The 14,178-nt window shown below is 62.9% G+C and carries 13 protein-coding genes; 6 read left to right on the top strand and 7 right to left on the bottom strand.

Annotated elements, in window-relative coordinates; genetic code table 11:
- Nucleotides 1-708: 708 nt before the first annotated feature.
- The 6 genes from QQL85_RS18860 to QQL85_RS18835 all read right to left on the bottom strand — a co-directional run bounded on the left by QQL85_RS18860 (nt 709) and on the right by QQL85_RS18835 (nt 8,383).
- Entirely contained in the window at nt 709-1,479 is a 771-nt protein-coding gene (locus QQL85_RS18860) for an electron transfer flavoprotein subunit beta (protein WP_284355440.1), read from the bottom strand.
- A 10-nt stretch (nt 1,480-1,489) separates the two neighbouring features.
- A complete protein-coding gene (locus QQL85_RS18855; RefSeq protein ID WP_284355439.1) occupies nt 1,490-2,722 on the bottom strand; it encodes an electron transfer flavoprotein subunit alpha/FixB family protein in 1,233 nt (410 codons plus the stop codon).
- The gene (gene dgcB / locus QQL85_RS18850) at nt 2,722-4,674 is read right to left on the bottom strand and encodes a dimethylglycine demethylation protein DgcB (RefSeq protein ID WP_284355438.1); all 1,953 of its coding nucleotides are present in this window, start codon (nt 4,672-4,674) and stop codon (nt 2,722-2,724) included. The genes QQL85_RS18855 and dgcB overlap by 1 nt, the downstream gene beginning before the upstream one ends.
- Nucleotides 4,675-4,722: 48 nt before the next feature.
- A complete protein-coding gene (dgcA, locus tag QQL85_RS18845; RefSeq protein ID WP_284355437.1) occupies nt 4,723-6,783 on the bottom strand; it encodes a dimethylglycine demethylation protein DgcA in 2,061 nt (686 codons plus the stop codon).
- Between the two features lie 15 nt (nt 6,784-6,798).
- Nucleotides 6,799-7,329 (bottom strand): DUF5943 domain-containing protein, encoded by a 531-nt coding sequence (locus tag QQL85_RS18840; protein ID WP_016497619.1) that lies wholly within the window; start codon nt 7,327-7,329, stop codon nt 6,799-6,801.
- Nucleotides 7,330-7,405: 76 nt separating this feature from the next.
- Nucleotides 7,406-8,383 carry a dipeptidase gene (locus QQL85_RS18835; protein ID WP_033703163.1) on the bottom strand — a complete coding sequence of 326 codons (978 nt, stop codon included), beginning with the start codon at nt 8,381-8,383 and terminating at the stop codon, nt 7,406-7,408.
- A gap of 285 nt (nt 8,384-8,668) precedes the next feature.
- On the opposite strand from QQL85_RS18835, the gene QQL85_RS18830 reads away from it, so the two are divergent.
- Nucleotides 8,669-9,070: a lysozyme inhibitor LprI family protein gene (locus QQL85_RS18830; protein ID WP_284355436.1), complete on the top strand. Its 402-nt coding sequence runs from the start codon at nt 8,669-8,671 to the stop codon at nt 9,068-9,070.
- A gap of 45 nt (nt 9,071-9,115) precedes the next feature.
- On the opposite strand, the gene QQL85_RS18825 is transcribed toward QQL85_RS18830, so the two are convergent.
- On the bottom strand, nt 9,116-10,060 hold the full coding sequence (locus QQL85_RS18825; RefSeq protein ID WP_284355435.1) for a GlxA family transcriptional regulator: 945 nt from the start codon (nt 10,058-10,060) through the stop codon (nt 9,116-9,118).
- Nucleotides 10,061-10,207: 147 nt separating this feature from the next.
- Between QQL85_RS18825 and choX the strand changes: the two genes are divergently transcribed.
- The 5 genes from choX to QQL85_RS18800 all read left to right on the top strand — a co-directional run bounded on the left by choX (nt 10,208) and on the right by QQL85_RS18800 (nt 14,141).
- Entirely contained in the window at nt 10,208-11,152 is a 945-nt protein-coding gene (choX, locus tag QQL85_RS18820) for a choline ABC transporter substrate-binding protein (protein ID WP_284355434.1), read from the top strand.
- Between the two features lie 123 nt (nt 11,153-11,275).
- Entirely contained in the window at nt 11,276-12,160 is an 885-nt protein-coding gene (locus QQL85_RS18815) for a 3-keto-5-aminohexanoate cleavage protein (RefSeq protein WP_060499148.1), read from the top strand.
- A 19-nt stretch (nt 12,161-12,179) separates the two neighbouring features.
- A complete protein-coding gene (locus QQL85_RS18810) occupies nt 12,180-13,145 on the top strand; it encodes an L-carnitine dehydrogenase (RefSeq protein ID WP_284355433.1) in 966 nt (321 codons plus the stop codon).
- A 10-nt stretch (nt 13,146-13,155) separates the two neighbouring features.
- Nucleotides 13,156-13,629, top strand: a complete 474-nt coding sequence (locus QQL85_RS18805; RefSeq protein WP_284355432.1) for a thioesterase family protein — start codon at nt 13,156-13,158, stop codon at nt 13,627-13,629.
- A 254-nt stretch (nt 13,630-13,883) separates the two neighbouring features.
- Nucleotides 13,884-14,141 (top strand): hypothetical protein, encoded by a 258-nt coding sequence (locus QQL85_RS18800; RefSeq protein ID WP_012270100.1) that lies wholly within the window; start codon nt 13,884-13,886, stop codon nt 14,139-14,141.
- The last annotated feature ends 37 nt before the right edge of the window (nt 14,142-14,178 follow it).

Genomic DNA, 14,178 nt, shown 5'->3' with positions numbered 1-14,178 from the left:
TAGACCTCATTCTCATTGGGCTACAGCGGAGTTCATACACCTTGTCCACAGAGACACCAACAGAGTTTGTGCGCAAAACGCAGCCATGCCGCGTTTGTGCTGTGGATAAGCGATTCAAGGCCTTGATAATCATGGATCCGAAGACTTCCGATCCAATTTGATCGTTTTTTGATCAATTCCTCGCAAGCCATGACCTGCGCGGCTTTCAGGTAGTGCCGAACAGATTATCCACAGACCCGCTAACAGCGATTGTGGGCAAAACCAGAAAGAGCCACATCAATCGGTAACTGATTGGGCTCGTCTGCGCTGATCACTTTATGATCAAAACTCTGTAAGCCCCGCCACATAAGGCCCACAGTCATGCGCCAACACTTTATCCACACCTTGGCGAACAGATTCCGTGGGCAAAACAGAGGCGTACTCGATAGTGCTGCCAATTTCGTCAAAAGCAGCAATGTGATGGGGTGATGACTACTACTTTGTCATTTTCCAGGAGTGACTTATGCACAGCCGCCAGGTGGGCACGGCGAAGTGGTTCGACGATAGCGACTGAGACAGCAATAATGTGAGGGGTTGCACGATCACTGTGGGAGCGGGCTTGTCGATGCGTCGAACCGCCGCGAACACCGGCGAAGCCGGTGCCATATACCGCGTCAAATTCTTCGCGGGCAAGCCCGCTCCCACAAGGTGACCTACAACCCTTCAACTTCAGCGCAGCACACCTTCTTCTACCAACAGCTTGAGGATCGCCTCGGCGCCTTCCTGCGGTGAAACATCCTTCAGCACCTTGCCACCGCCGCCACTGGCCTTGGCCGTCGCCGCTTTCATCCGGTCCGCACCGCTCTTGGCCTTGATCACCTTCAGGCGCTTGGGGCGAGGACGGGCCGGTTGCAACTCGGCATCGGCCAACAGCTCATCTTCGACAATGGCCACATTACGCGCCGCCAGCACACCCCGGCGCGCAGGGCCAAAAGCGCTCTGCCGTGGCTTTGGCGCAGCGTTATCCACAGTCGCCAGCAACGGCAGGCGCACTTTCAGCCGGCGCCGCTGACCACGCGGCAAGGCCTGCAATACCTGGGCCGTGCCGTTGTCGATCGACTCCACCTCGGCCAACCCCACAATCAATGGCCAGCCGAGCTTTTCCGCCAGCAGGAACGGCAACATGCCCGACCCTTCACCCGTCTCGGCCTGGCTGCCGGTCAGCACCAACTGTGCCCCGGCGTCGCGCAGGTAATCCCCCAGCACACCCAGCACATCGGCACCGGCTGGCTGCTCCAGCACATCCAGATGGTCCAGGCCCATGCCCAGGTAGGCGCGCAGCGCTTCTTCCTGCGGGTCGCCGGCATGCACCACCTGCAAGTTATCCCCAGCCAGTTGCAAACCCAGTTCCACGGCGCGGGCATCCTGCTCGGCGCGGCGGGCGCGGCCGGAGCTTGGGTGGGCACCGATGGATACCAGGCTGATCACTTTCGTACTCATGCTCGTGCCCTTATGCCGCGTCGCGCTGGCCGCCGCTGCGGTAGTTGTCCACAGCCTCGATCAGTGCCTTGAGAATCGCCGAACTGTCGCCAATCACCGACAGGTCGGCCCGTTTGATCATGTCGCAGCCCGGGTCCATGTTGATCGCCACCACCTTGTCGCAGGCGCCGATACCTTGCAGGTGCTGGATCGCACCCGAGATACCCACAGCCACATACACGCGTGCGGTGACCCAGGTACCGGTAGCGCCCACCTGGCGGTTGCGCGGCATGAAGCCGTCGTCCACCGCCACCCGCGAGGCGCCTTCGGTGGCACCCAGGGCAGCGGTAGCCTTGTGGTACAGGTCCCAGTCCTTGACCCCGTTGCCGCCCGAGACGATGAATTCGGCTTCGGCCATGGCAATGGTGGCCGGGTCCACGGCCACCGAGCCAAGGTCTTCGATACGCGACAGGCTGCGCGCCACGCTTGTGGACAACTCCACCGGCAGCGCTTCGTGACGGGTTTCGCTGACCGGCTCGGCGCATTCGGCAGCCGCGAGGATCAAGCGTGGCACGGCGCGCTGCAGGTCTTGCTGGCCGGCACCGGCACGGCCGATGCACTGGCCATCCTTGACCTGCCACACCCGCGTCGCCGGGCGTTCGCCCAGTGCCGCGCCCAGGCGCCGGCCCAGCTCCCCGCCACCGGTGCGGCTGTCGGGCAGCAGCCAGTGGCGCGGGGTGAACTGGTTATCCACAGCCCGCAAGCCCTGCACCAGTTGCTCCGGTGCATAACCCTCGAATGCTTCGCCTTCGATGACCAGCAGGCGGTCGACACCGGCTGTGGAAAAGTTGCTTTCCTTGTGTTCGCCAAACACCACCGCCAACACCGCGCCATCGCTGCCGGCCAGGCTGTGGGCCAGGCCGAGCAGATCGCGGTCGTGGCTGCTCAGGCGGCCACCGACCATGTCCGGCACCACGGCAATGTAGAACGCCGGCGCTGGCACTTGATGCAGCGGCAACTTGACCTCGGTCGCCGCCGTGCGCCGCCCGCCCACACCGGTGCCCTGCTGAGCGCCGCTGCGGTCGATACGCTTGATGCCGGCCGGGCCGATGAAGCCTGCGGCAATCGCATGGGGGTTCTTGCGGATGAGGCCGTTGGGCCCCATCCAGCTGGTCTGTTGCGTCTGCATGGCCGCATGCAGCGGGTGCAGGCGGTTACGGGCGATCCACTCGGCGCGTGGGTCGCGGCGGATAATGTCGCTCATCAGTGCACCTCCGCAGGTTCACGTTTGGCCGTTTGCGGCTTTGGGACAGTGGCCGCGTCCTCTTCGATCAGCACGTCGGCCACCAGCTCGGCCAGGTCCTTGATCTGAGGGCGCGGTTCGACCACACCCTCAAGCATGGCGGTACATTGTGGGCAACCCACGGCCACCAGCTCGGCCTCGGTTTCGCGAATGTCGTCCATCCGCATGTCCGGGATACGCTGCTTGCCCGGGATGTCGGTGATCGGCGCACCGCCCCCCCCACCGCAGCAACGGGAACGGAAGCCCGAGCGCTCCATCTCGCGGACCTCGATCCCCAACGCCTTCAACACTGCACGCGGGGCTTCGTACTCACCGTTGTAGCGGCCCAGGTAGCACGGGTCGTGGTAGGTGACGCTGCCGCCCTTGTGCTGGCCAAGGTTGAGCTTGTTAGCCGCGATCAGTTCGGCGATGTAGGTGCTGTGGTGCTGCACCTGGTACTCGCCACCCAAGGCGCCGTACTCGTTTTTCAGCACATGGAAGCTGTGCGGGTCGCAGGTGACGATGCGCTGGAACTTGTACTTGGCCAGGGTCTGGATATTGCGTTTGGCCAGTTGCTGGAAGGTCGCTTCATCGCCCAGACGACGGGCCACGTCGCCGCTGTCGCGCTCTTCCAGGCCGAGCACGGCAAAGTCCACGCCCGAGGCCTTCAGCACTTTGACGAACGAACGCAGGGTGCGCTGGTTGCGCATGTCGAAGGCTCCATCACCGACCCAGAACAGCACTTCGGTGGTTTTCACCTCGGACAGCAGTTGCAGGTTCAGGTCAGCAGCCCAGTTCATGCGCCCGCCAGGGGCGAAGCCGCCTGGGTTGTCGGTGGCGATCAGGTTGTCCAGGACCTCGGCGCCCTTGTTCGGGGTGGCGCCCTTTTCCAGGGTGAGGTGGCGGCGCATATCGACGATGGCATCGACGTGCTCGATCATCATCGGGCATTCCTCGACGCAGGCACGGCAAGTGGTGCACGACCACAGCGTTTCGGCGTCGACCAAGCCATTGACGATCGGCTGGTGCGGGTGACCACCGTGCTCACCGATCGGCTTGCCCGGGTACGGGCTGCCAGCGAACTGCGCGTCGGTACCACCGGCCAGGCCGATGACCATGTCCTGGATGAGCTTTTTCGGGTTCAGCGGCTGGCCGGCGGCAAAGGCCGGGCACATGGCTTCACATTTACCGCACTGCACACAGGCGTCGAAGCCCAACAGCTGGTTCCAGGTGAAGTCAGCCGGCTTTTCCACACCCAGCGGCGCGTTCGGGTCTTCCAGGTCCAGCGGCTTGAGGCCAGTAGAGCGGCCGCCGCCGAAACGTTCCGCGCGGCGGTGCCAGGCCAGGTGCAGGGCACCGGCGAAGGCGTGTTTCATCGGGCCGCCCCAGGTCATGCCGAAGAACAGCTCCGACACGCCCCACAGCACGCCCAGGCCAAGTACGGCGACCATCACCCAGCCACCCGTATTGGCCGGCAGGATGCCAGCGACCGGCAACGTGGCGATGAAGAAGCTTGCGGCGAACACCAGCAGGCTCTTCGGCAGGCGCATCCACGGGCCCTTGGACAGGCGCGCAGGCGGGTTGAGGCGGCGTTTGAAGACAAAGATGGCGCCGGTGAACATGATCACCGTGGCCACCAGCAGCGCGTAGCCAAGGATCTTGCTCTGCAGGCCGAAGCCATGCACCAGAATCGCCAGGGCAGCCGACAGCACGAAGCCGCCCGCAGTGGCCACATGGGTCTTGGACATGTACTTGTCGCGCTCGACCACATGGTGCAGGTCCACCAGGTAACGGCGCGGCATGGCCAGCAGGCCGCCGATCAGATTGACCTTGGAGGGCCGGCCACGTCGCCACATGCGCACCCGGCGCAGGGCGCCGAGCACCGCCAGACCAAGGGCAGCGAACAGCAGAATGGGTAGAAGGGTGTTCAACATGGGAGGCTCCCACAGGGAACCGCGCTCAGCGGCGGCTATTTATAACGATCAGAAGTCCTTGCACAGGCGCAAGGCGTCGTAGATCGCCGCATGCACGTTGCGCTGGGCCACGCAGTCGCCGATGCGGTACAGCAGGTAGCCTTCGCCCGGCTGGCTGAGGATCGGCTGTGGCTTGATGGCGAACAGCGCCTCCACATCGATCTGGCCTTTGTTGCGCGAACCGTCCTTCAGGGCGTAATACAGCTGCTCGTCAGGGCGCACGCCGTTCTCCACCACCACCTGGTCGACCACGCGTTCTTCCTTGGCACCGGTGTATTCGTTCTCCAGCACCGCCACCAGCTTGTCGCCTTCGCGGTAGACCTTTTCCAGCATCATGTCGCCGGTCATGATCACTTCTTTGGGGTACATGCTGCGGTAGTAGGTCGGGAAGGTGGTACCGCCCATGGCCACGCCCGGCTTGATGTCGTCGGTGACGATTTCCACCTGGCTGCCCTTGTCGGCGATGAAGTCGGCCACCGACATGCCGGTGAATTCGCAGATGGTGTCGTACACCAGCACGTTCTTGCCCGGCGCAACCTTGCCGTCGAGCACATCCCAGCTGCTGACCACCAGCCCTTCGGCGGCGCCCCAGTGCTCGTTCTGCTCCAGGAACGAATGCCCGCCCACGGCCAGCACGATCACGTCCGGGCGCAGGTCCTGGATGGTGGCCACGTCAGCGGCGGTACCCAGGCGCAGGTCCACCTTCAGGCGTGCCAGCTCCAGTTGGTACCAGCGGGTGATGCCGGCGATCTGGTCACGCTGCGGTGCCTTGGCGGCGATGGTGATCTGCCCGCCGATCTGGTCTTTCTTCTCGAACAGGGTCACATCGTGGCCACGCTCGGCAGCCACGCGGGCTGCTTCCATGCCGGCCGGGCCTGCGCCAACCACCACCACCTTGCGTTTGACGCCGGTGGTCTTCTCGATGATGTGCGGCACGCCCATGTATTCACGCGAGGTCGCGGCGTTCTGGATGCACAGTACATCCAGGCCCTGGTACTGGCGGTCGATGCAGTAGTTGGCGCCGACGCACTGCTTGATCTGGTCGATCTGGCCCATCTTGATCTTGGCGATCAGGTGCGGGTCGGCCATGTGCGCACGGGTCATGCCGACCATGTCGACGTAGCCGCCTTCGAGGATGCGCGTGGCCTGGTTCGGGTCCTTGATGTTCTGCGCATGCAGCACCGGAACCTTGACCACTTCCTTGATACCCGCCGCCAGGTGCAGGAACGGCTCCGGCGGGTAGCTCATGTTGGGGATGACGTTGGCCAGGGTGTTGTGGGTGTCGCAACCCGAGCCGACCACGCCAATGAAGTCGAGCATGCCAGTGCCGTCGTAGTAGGCGGCGATCTGTTTCATGTCTTCATGGCTGAGGCCATCGGGGTGGAACTCGTCACCGCAGATACGCATGCCCACGCAGAAGTCGTCACCGACCTCGGCACGCACAGCTTTCAGTACTTCCAGGCCGAACTTCATGCGGCCTTCGAAGGTACCGCCCCATTCGTCGGTACGCTTGTTGACGCGCGGGCTCCAGAACTGGTCGATCATGTGCTGGTGCACCGCCGACAGTTCCACGCCGTCCAGGCCGCCCTCTTTGGCTCGACGCGCAGCCTGCGCGTAGTTGCCGATGACGCGCCAGATCTCTTCCACCTCGATGGTTTTGCAGGTGGCGCGGTGCACGGGCTCACGGATACCCGACGGCGACATCAGGGTCGGCCAGTTGAAGCCGTCCCAACGCGAGCGACGGCCCATGTGGGTAATCTGGATCATGATCTTGGCGCCATGCTTGTGCATGGCGTCGGCCAGGTTCTGGAAGTGCGGGATGATGCGGTCGGTCGACAGGTTGACCGAAGCCCACCACTCCTGCGGGCTGTCGATGGCGACGACAGACGAGCCGCCGCAGATCGCCAGGCCGATACCACCCTTGGCCTTTTCTTCGTAGTACTTCACATAGCGGTCGGTCGTCATGCCGCCGTCAGTGGCGTAGACCTCGGCGTGCGCGGTGCTGAGCACACGGTTGCGGATGGTCAGTTTGCCGATCTGAATCGGCTGGAACATTGCTTCGAATGCCATGACGCTATCTCCGGCTTACAACGGCTTTGTAACGAACAGGCCATCTTCGTGGCCTTCTTCCGAACCGCCGTAGACCTGTTCGGCCACGGTGCGGATCGAGCTGCCGCGGGCAGCGAGAATCTGGTCCATGGCGCCGGCGAACCAGCCGGTGAACATGTAGTCGACTTTACGACCGACCTTGCCATAGACATACACAAACGCAGAGTGCTTGAGCTTGACGCTGCAGGTGCCCTTGTCCAGGTCGATGTCCTGGATCTCGAACAGGCCCCAGCCACGCTGGGACAGACGCTTCATGTAGTGCTCGAACACCGCCACGCCTTCCAGGCCATGGCACTCGGCTTCTTTTTCACACCAGTGCCAGGCGGACTTGTAGCCGGCCTTGTAGAGGATCTCGGCATAGGCGTCGGCGCCCAGCACTTCCTCGATGCCGATGTGGTTGTTGACGAAGAAATGGCGCGGCACATACAGCATCGGCAAGGCGTCGCTGGTCCAGACACCGGTCTCGCTGTCGACTTCGATTGGCAATTGCGGGGCGATCTTGGCCATGGAAACTCAACTCCAGTAATTTTTTATGTGGGTGCCCCGGCGTTGCTGGCAGGGGCTATCAGGCTTGGAGAGCGGCTTACTCGCCCCAGACGTCCTTGAGGACGTTGACCCAGTTCTCGCCCATGATCTTGCGTACCACGCGCTCGGAATGGCCGCGCTTGAGCAGGGTTTCGGTGAGGTTGGGGAACTCGCCGACAGTGCGGATGCCGAGCGGGTTGATGATCTTGCCGAAGTTGGTCAGGCGACGGGCGTAACCCTTGTCGTGGGTCAGGTACTCGAAGAAGTCCTGGCCGTGGCCCTGAGTGAAGTCGGTACCGATACCGATGGCGTCTTCACCGACGATGTTCATGGTGTACTCGATGGCTTCGGCGTAGTCGTCGATGGTGGAGTCGATGCCCTTGGCCAGGAACGGCGCGAACATGGTCACCCCGACGAAGCCGCCGTGGTCGGCGATGAACTTCAGCTCTTCATCCGACTTGTTGCGCGGGTGTTCTTTGAGGCCCGAGGGCAGGCAGTGCGAGTAGCACACCGGTTTTTTCGATTCGAGGATGACTTCTTCGGAAGTCTTGGAGCCGACGTGGGACAGGTCGCACATGATGCCGACGCGGTTCATTTCCGCCACGATCTCGCGGCCGAAGCCCGACAGGCCGCCGTCACGCTCGTAGCAACCGGTGCCCACCAGGTTCTGGGTGTTGTAGCACATCTGCACGATGCCCACGCCCAGCTGCTTGAACACGTCCACATAGGCGATCTGGTCTTCGAAGGCATGGGCGTTCTGGAAGCCGAAGAGGATGCCGGTCTTGCCCAGTTCCTTGGCCTTGCGGATGTCGGCGGTGGTGCGCACCGGCATGACCAGGTCGCCGTTGTCGCGGATGAGCTTCTGGCTGGCGGCGATCTGGTCGACAGTGGCCTTGAAACCTTCCCAGACCGACACCGTGCAGTTGGCCGCAGTCAGCCCGCCTTTGCGCATGTCCTCGAACAGCTCGCGGTTCCATTTGGCAATGATCAGGCCATCGATGACGATGCTGTCGGCGTGAAGTTCGGCTGGGCTCATCAGGCTGTCCCCTTTTATTGAGTTGGGTCGCGCCAAACCTTCTGCCGGCGCTTTGGGGCCAGCATATGCCTGTGCCCAACGACGCCCCGATGCAAAAACGACAGGGGGTTTGCCGAAAGCGTCAATGCGCGACAACACGCCCTCTGGCACGCTGCCTGGCAATGAGAGACAGTCTCGATAACGACGTTTCTGGCTGCTTTATGAACATTTCGTCAGAGAGCTACCGCCTTGCGCTCGGCTGAGCGAGAATCCCTGCGATTCGTCAGCCTGTTGAGGAGAAAACGGATGAAATCATTGGCATGGCTGGTACTGCTGGCTGTCGTATCGGGCGCCCAGGCCGGCGAGGAAGAAAGCACCCCGTGCGACAACGTCGAGACCGACCAGCAAACCTACGCCTGCGCTGCGTTCAACAAGCAGACTGCCGAGCGTGAGCTGAAAGCGGCGTACGATGACTTGATCCAGCGTATTCGCGACCAGTATGCCGACGAAGGCGACCAGGCCACCGCCCTGATCGGGCGCATGGATGCAGCCGAGAAGCTGTGGACGCAGCTGCGCGATGCGGATTGCAAGGTCGAGACCTATGCAGAGAAGCAGGGGAGCAAGGCGTTCGAGGCGGCTTGGGATACCTGCGTGGCGCAGCGCAGTGATGACCGGTCGGAGTATTTGCAGAGCATTGGTCAACAGTGAAATCCCGCTTTCCTGAACTGGCCTTAGGGCCAGTTCAGGAGGAAATTAAACTGCCCTGGCCAACCTGTCCTCCCGCGGGCAACGCTGATACCTGGCCCGGTAACAGCGGGTAAAGTACGAAGCCGACTCGAACCCGCACGCCACCCCCACCTCCAGCACACTCATGTCGGTCTGGCGCAACAACTGCCGCGCCTTGTCCAGCCGCAGTCGCAGATAGAACCCGCTTGGCGTGTCGTCCAGGTGCACGCGAAACAACCGCTCCAGCTGCCGCCGGGTCACCTGCACCGCCTCAGCCAGCACCTGGGTGTTAAGCGGCTGTTCGGTGTTGCGCTCCATTTCACCAATCACCTTCACCAGCTTCTTGTTGCTGATGCCATAGCGGCTGGCGATCTGCATGCGCTGGTGGTCCTGTCGCTGGCGGATACGCCCGAGCACGAACTGCTCCGACACCTGTACCGCCAGCTCACTGCCGTGGGCTTGCGCAATCAGGTCGAGCATCAGGTCGATCGAAGCCGTGCCGCCCGCGCAGGTGATGCGCCGCCGGTCGATCTCGAACAACTCCTGGGTCGCCTGCAAGCTCGGGTAGTTTTCCTTGAACGCTTCCAGCGCCTCCCAGTGCACGGTGGCGCGGTGGCCGTCGAGCAAGCCGGCCTCAGCCAGCACCACGGCACCGGTATCGATGCCACCCAGAATCACTCCGTCATGGTCCAGACGGCGTAGCACCTGCTGTAGCGCTGGCCCGTAACAGGCCAGCGGATCGAAGCCAGCCACGATCAGCAAAATGCCGGCAGGCTCCCCCGCCGCCAACGCCGCATCGGCGTTCACCGACATACCGTTGCTGGCCTGCACCGCCCCACCATCCAGGCTCAGTACCTGCCAACGATACGACGGCCCCTTGAAACGGTTGGCCACCCGCAGTGGCTCCAGGGCACTGATGAAACCCATGGCCGAGAACCCGGGCAACAGCAGGAAATGAATGTTTTGCGGCATTGCATGCTCCACGGCAAAGGTGGTCGCCTCCGTGCAAGTGTTGGTCGCCAGGGTGCGATTTTTCACCCTTTCAGCAGCGTAGCGTGTTCACACGGCCCAGAGAGGTCGGAACCCCATAACAATATGCACTGCCGATGGAGAGCCACCATGCACAGCTTGATCCGCCGCAGCCTGTTGACCCTTGCCCTGAGCAGCATCGCCACCTCCCCGCTTTACGCCGCCGAACCTGCGGCCTGCAAGAACGTCCGCCTGGGCGTGGTCAACTGGACCGACGTCATCGCCACCAGCGCCATGGCGCAGGTGCTGCTCGATGGACTGGGCTACCAGACCAAGCAGACCAGCGCCTCGCAGCAGATCATCTTCGCCGGCATCCGCGACAAACGCCTGGACATGTTCCTGGGTTACTGGAACCCGATCATGACCCAGACCATCACCCCGTTCATCGACGCCAACCAGGTCAAGGTGCTGGACAAGCCAAGCCTGGAGGACGCCCGCGCCACCCTGGCCGTGCCGAAATACCTCTACGACAAGGGTTTGAAGACCTTCGCCGACATCCACACGTTCGAGAAAGAGCTGGGCGGCAAGATCTATGGCATCGAGCCAGGCTCCGGCGCCAACACCCAGATCAAGGCAATGATCACCAAGAACCAGTTCGACCTGGGCAAGTTCCAGCTGGTCGAGTCCAGCGAGGCCGGCATGCTCGCCGCCGTCGACCGCGCCGTGCGCCGCAACGAGGCCGTGGTGTTCTTCGGCTGGGCGCCGCACCCGATGAACGTGAACATCGACATGGCCTATCTGGGCGAGAGCCAGGATGCGCTCGGCCCGGACGAAGGCCGCGCGACGGTATGGACGGTCACCGCACCGGACTACGCCGAACGCTGCCCCAACGCCCACCGCCTGCTGGCCAACCTGAACTTCAGCGCCGAGGACGAGAGCCGCATGATGCAGCCGCTGCTCGACCACAAGGATGCACTGGAATCGGCCCGCCAGTGGCTCAAGGACCACCCCGAGGACAAGGCCCGCTGGCTTGAGGGTGTGACCACCTTCGACGGCAAGCCGGCTGCGGACAACCTCAAGCTTACCGCCAACTGATCCGTCCTATTCGCGGGTAAACCCGCTCCCACAGGTTAAGCATATGCCAGGGGCCATACGGCCCCCTGTGGGAGCGGGTTCACCCGCGAAAAGGCCAGCACAGACACCACAAGGAACCGCACCATGAACCACGACGTCATCATCACCTGTGCCCTCACCGGCGCCGGCGACACCGCCTCGAAAAGCCACCTGGTCCCGGTCACCCCCAAACAGATCGCCGAAGCCGCCGTCGAAGCCGCCAAAGCCGGCGCCACCGTGGTCCACTGCCACGTCCGCGACCCGCAAACTGGCCGTTTCAGCCGCGATGTGGCGCTGTACCGCGAAGTGATGGAACGCATCCGCGAAGCCGACGTGGACATCATCGTCAACCTCACCGCCGGCATGGGCGGCGACCTGGAAATCGGCCCCGGCGAAACGCCCCTGGAGTTCGGCCCTGGCACCGACCTGATCGGCCCGCTGGAACGCCTGGCCCATGTCGAGGCACTGCTGCCGGAAATCTGCACCCTCGACTGCGGCACGCTCAACTTCGGCGACGGCAACTCGATCTACGTTTCCACCCCGGCGCAACTGCGCGCTGGAGCCAAACGCATCACCGAACTGGGCGTGAAAGCCGAGCTGGAAATTTTCGACACCGGCCACCTGTGGTTCGCCAAGCAGATGATGAAAGAGGGCCTGCTGGACGACCCGCTGTTCCAGCTGTGCCTGGGCATCCCGTGGGGTGCCCCGGCCGACACCACCACCATGAAAGCCATGGTCGACAACCTGCCAGCCAACGTCACCTGGGCCGGCTTCGGCATCGGCCGCATGCAAATGCCGATGGCGGCCCAGGCCGTGCTGCTGGGCGGCAACGTGCGGGTGGGCCTGGAAGACAACCTCTACCTGGACCGTGGCGTGCTGGCCAGCAACGGCCAGTTGGTCGAGCGCGCAGTGGAGATCATCTCGCGCCTTGGCGCCCGTGTACTGACCCCAGCCGAAGGCCGGGAAAAAATGAACCTCAAGCGCCGCTGAAACCATCAGGAGAATTCGCATGCCCTTCATCACCGAGATCAAGACCTTCGCCGCCCTGGGTAGCGGCGTGATCGGCAGCGGCTGGGTCGCCCGCGCCTTGGCCCACGGCCTGGACGTGGTCGCCTGGGACCCGGCGCCCGGCGCCGAACAGGCACTGCGCAAGCGTATTGCCAATGCCTGGCCGGCGCTTGAGAAACAGGGCCTGGTGGCCGGTGCATCACAAGACCGCCTGAGGTTTGTTGCCACCATCGAAGAATGCGTGCGCGACGCCGATTTCATTCAGGAAAGCGCGCCAGAGCGGCTGGACCTCAAGCTCGACCTCCACGCGAAGATCAGCGCCGCTGCCAAGCCTGAGGCCATCATTGGCTCCAGTACCTCAGGCCTGTTGCCCAGCGAATTCTATGAGTCTTCCACCCACCCCGAACGCTGCGTGGTCGGCCACCCGTTCAACCCGGTGTACCTGCTGCCGCTGGTCGAAATAGTCGGCGGCAGCCGCACCGCGCCTGAAGCCATCGAGGCGGCAAAGACGATCTACACCGCCCTGGGTATGCGTCCGCTGCATGTGCGCAAGGAAGTGCCAGGCTTCATTGCCGACCGCCTGCTCGAAGCGCTCTGGCGCGAGGCCCTGCATCTGGTCAATGACGGTGTGGCGACCACCGGCGAGATCGACGATGCCATCCGCTTCGGTGCCGGGCTGCGCTGGTCGTTCATGGGCACCTTCCTCACCTACACCCTGGCAGGTGGCGATGCCGGCATGCGCCACTTCATGTCGCAGTTCGGCCCGGCGCTGAAACTGCCCTGGACCTACCTGCCAGCACCGGAGCTGACCGACAAGCTGATCGACGATGTGGTGGACGGCACCTCGGCACAACTGGGCGAACGCAGCATCGCCGCGCTGGAGCGCTATCGTGATGACACCCTGCTGGCGGTGCTGGAAGCGGTGAAGACCAGTAAAGAAAAGCACGGCATGTCGTTCAGCGATTGAGGAGGCCACGATGCCCGCACTGATTACCTACCGCACCCCAGTCCAGGAGGACTGGGTCGACTACAACGGGCATCTGCGCGATGCCTTCTACCTGCTGATCTTCAGCTACGCCACCGATGCGCTGATGGAGCGCATCGGCCTGGACGCCGACAGCCGTGGGCAGAGCGGCAACTCGCTGTTCACCCTGGAGGCGCACATCAACTACCTGCATGAAGTGAAGCTGGGTACCGAGGTGTGGGTGCAGACGCAGATCATCGGTTTTGATCACAAGCGCCTGCATGTCTACCACAGCCTGCACCGGGCTGGGTTTGACGAGGTGCTGGCGGCCAGTGAGCAAATGCTGTTGCATGTGGACCTGGCAGGGCCGAAGTCGGTGCCGTTCAGCGAGAACAGCGCTGGGTTACTGCAGGGGCTGATGGACGAACAGCGTCAACTTCAAGCGCCCGTTCATGTAGGCCGTGTGATCGGCCTTCCAAAAAAATAACCCCGGAAAGCCGTGAGCATCCGGGGCCAAGAGCGAGCAACATCCACTGTGCATGAATGAGGGTGACCAAACCCTCGGTTGCTGTAGATGGCTTGAGTGTGCGCAGTTCCCGCGGGGCGGATTTAGCCGTAAACGACCTGTTCTTAGCCAAAGCAGCCATGCCGACATCTTGTTGTTGCGGGTATGTCGCGGGCGTCACAGAATCGGTCGTAAATCACAGCAGCACTCTCTTAGCGATAAAAGGGACAACAGCCATGATGCATGCGGATTTGATTGATCAAGACGACCTGGCAGGCCACCTGCGCGCACGCGGGTTCGAGATTCCGGCCGGGGCCAGTGCCGAGCAGGCCTGCGAAGCGGTGGTACGTGGGCTGACCGAGCCTAATGCTCGGGCGCTGAAGGGGATGGTGGAGCAGATGTATACAGGTAGCGCGACCATCCTGCCGGCGGTGCGCCAGGCGATCGACAAACAGCTGTTACCAGCGCTGGCGCAATTCAACAAACGCGCTTAACTGATTTTTCCTGTACTGGCCTCTTCGCGGGCAAGCC

It is taken from the genome of Pseudomonas putida (genome assembly GCF_030159595.1).
GTDB classification, from domain to species: domain Bacteria; phylum Pseudomonadota; class Gammaproteobacteria; order Pseudomonadales; family Pseudomonadaceae; genus Aquipseudomonas; species Aquipseudomonas putida_AC.
This window is presented reverse-complemented; position numbering and strand designations above follow the sequence as displayed.

Coding starts and splice junctions, on each gene's coding strand:
- QQL85_RS18860 (WP_284355440.1), bottom strand. CDS start 1,479: ATGAGTACGAAAGTGATCAGCCTGGTATCCATCGGTGCCCACCCAAGC.
- QQL85_RS18855 (WP_284355439.1), bottom strand. CDS start 2,722: ATGAGCGACATTATCCGCCGCGACCCACGCGCCGAGTGGATCGCCCGT.
- dgcB (WP_284355438.1), bottom strand. CDS start 4,674: ATGTTGAACACCCTTCTACCCATTCTGCTGTTCGCTGCCCTTGGTCTG.
- dgcA (WP_284355437.1), bottom strand. CDS start 6,783: ATGGCATTCGAAGCAATGTTCCAGCCGATTCAGATCGGCAAACTGACC.
- QQL85_RS18840 (WP_016497619.1), bottom strand. CDS start 7,329: ATGGCCAAGATCGCCCCGCAATTGCCAATCGAAGTCGACAGCGAGACC.
- QQL85_RS18835 (WP_033703163.1), bottom strand. CDS start 8,383: ATGAGCCCAGCCGAACTTCACGCCGACAGCATCGTCATCGATGGCCTG.
- QQL85_RS18830 (WP_284355436.1), top strand. CDS start 8,669: ATGAAATCATTGGCATGGCTGGTACTGCTGGCTGTCGTATCGGGCGCC.
- QQL85_RS18825 (WP_284355435.1), bottom strand. CDS start 10,060: ATGCCGCAAAACATTCATTTCCTGCTGTTGCCCGGGTTCTCGGCCATG.
- choX (WP_284355434.1), top strand. CDS start 10,208: ATGCACAGCTTGATCCGCCGCAGCCTGTTGACCCTTGCCCTGAGCAGC.
- QQL85_RS18815 (WP_060499148.1), top strand. CDS start 11,276: ATGAACCACGACGTCATCATCACCTGTGCCCTCACCGGCGCCGGCGAC.
- QQL85_RS18810 (WP_284355433.1), top strand. CDS start 12,180: ATGCCCTTCATCACCGAGATCAAGACCTTCGCCGCCCTGGGTAGCGGC.
- QQL85_RS18805 (WP_284355432.1), top strand. CDS start 13,156: ATGCCCGCACTGATTACCTACCGCACCCCAGTCCAGGAGGACTGGGTC.
- QQL85_RS18800 (WP_012270100.1), top strand. CDS start 13,884: ATGATGCATGCGGATTTGATTGATCAAGACGACCTGGCAGGCCACCTG.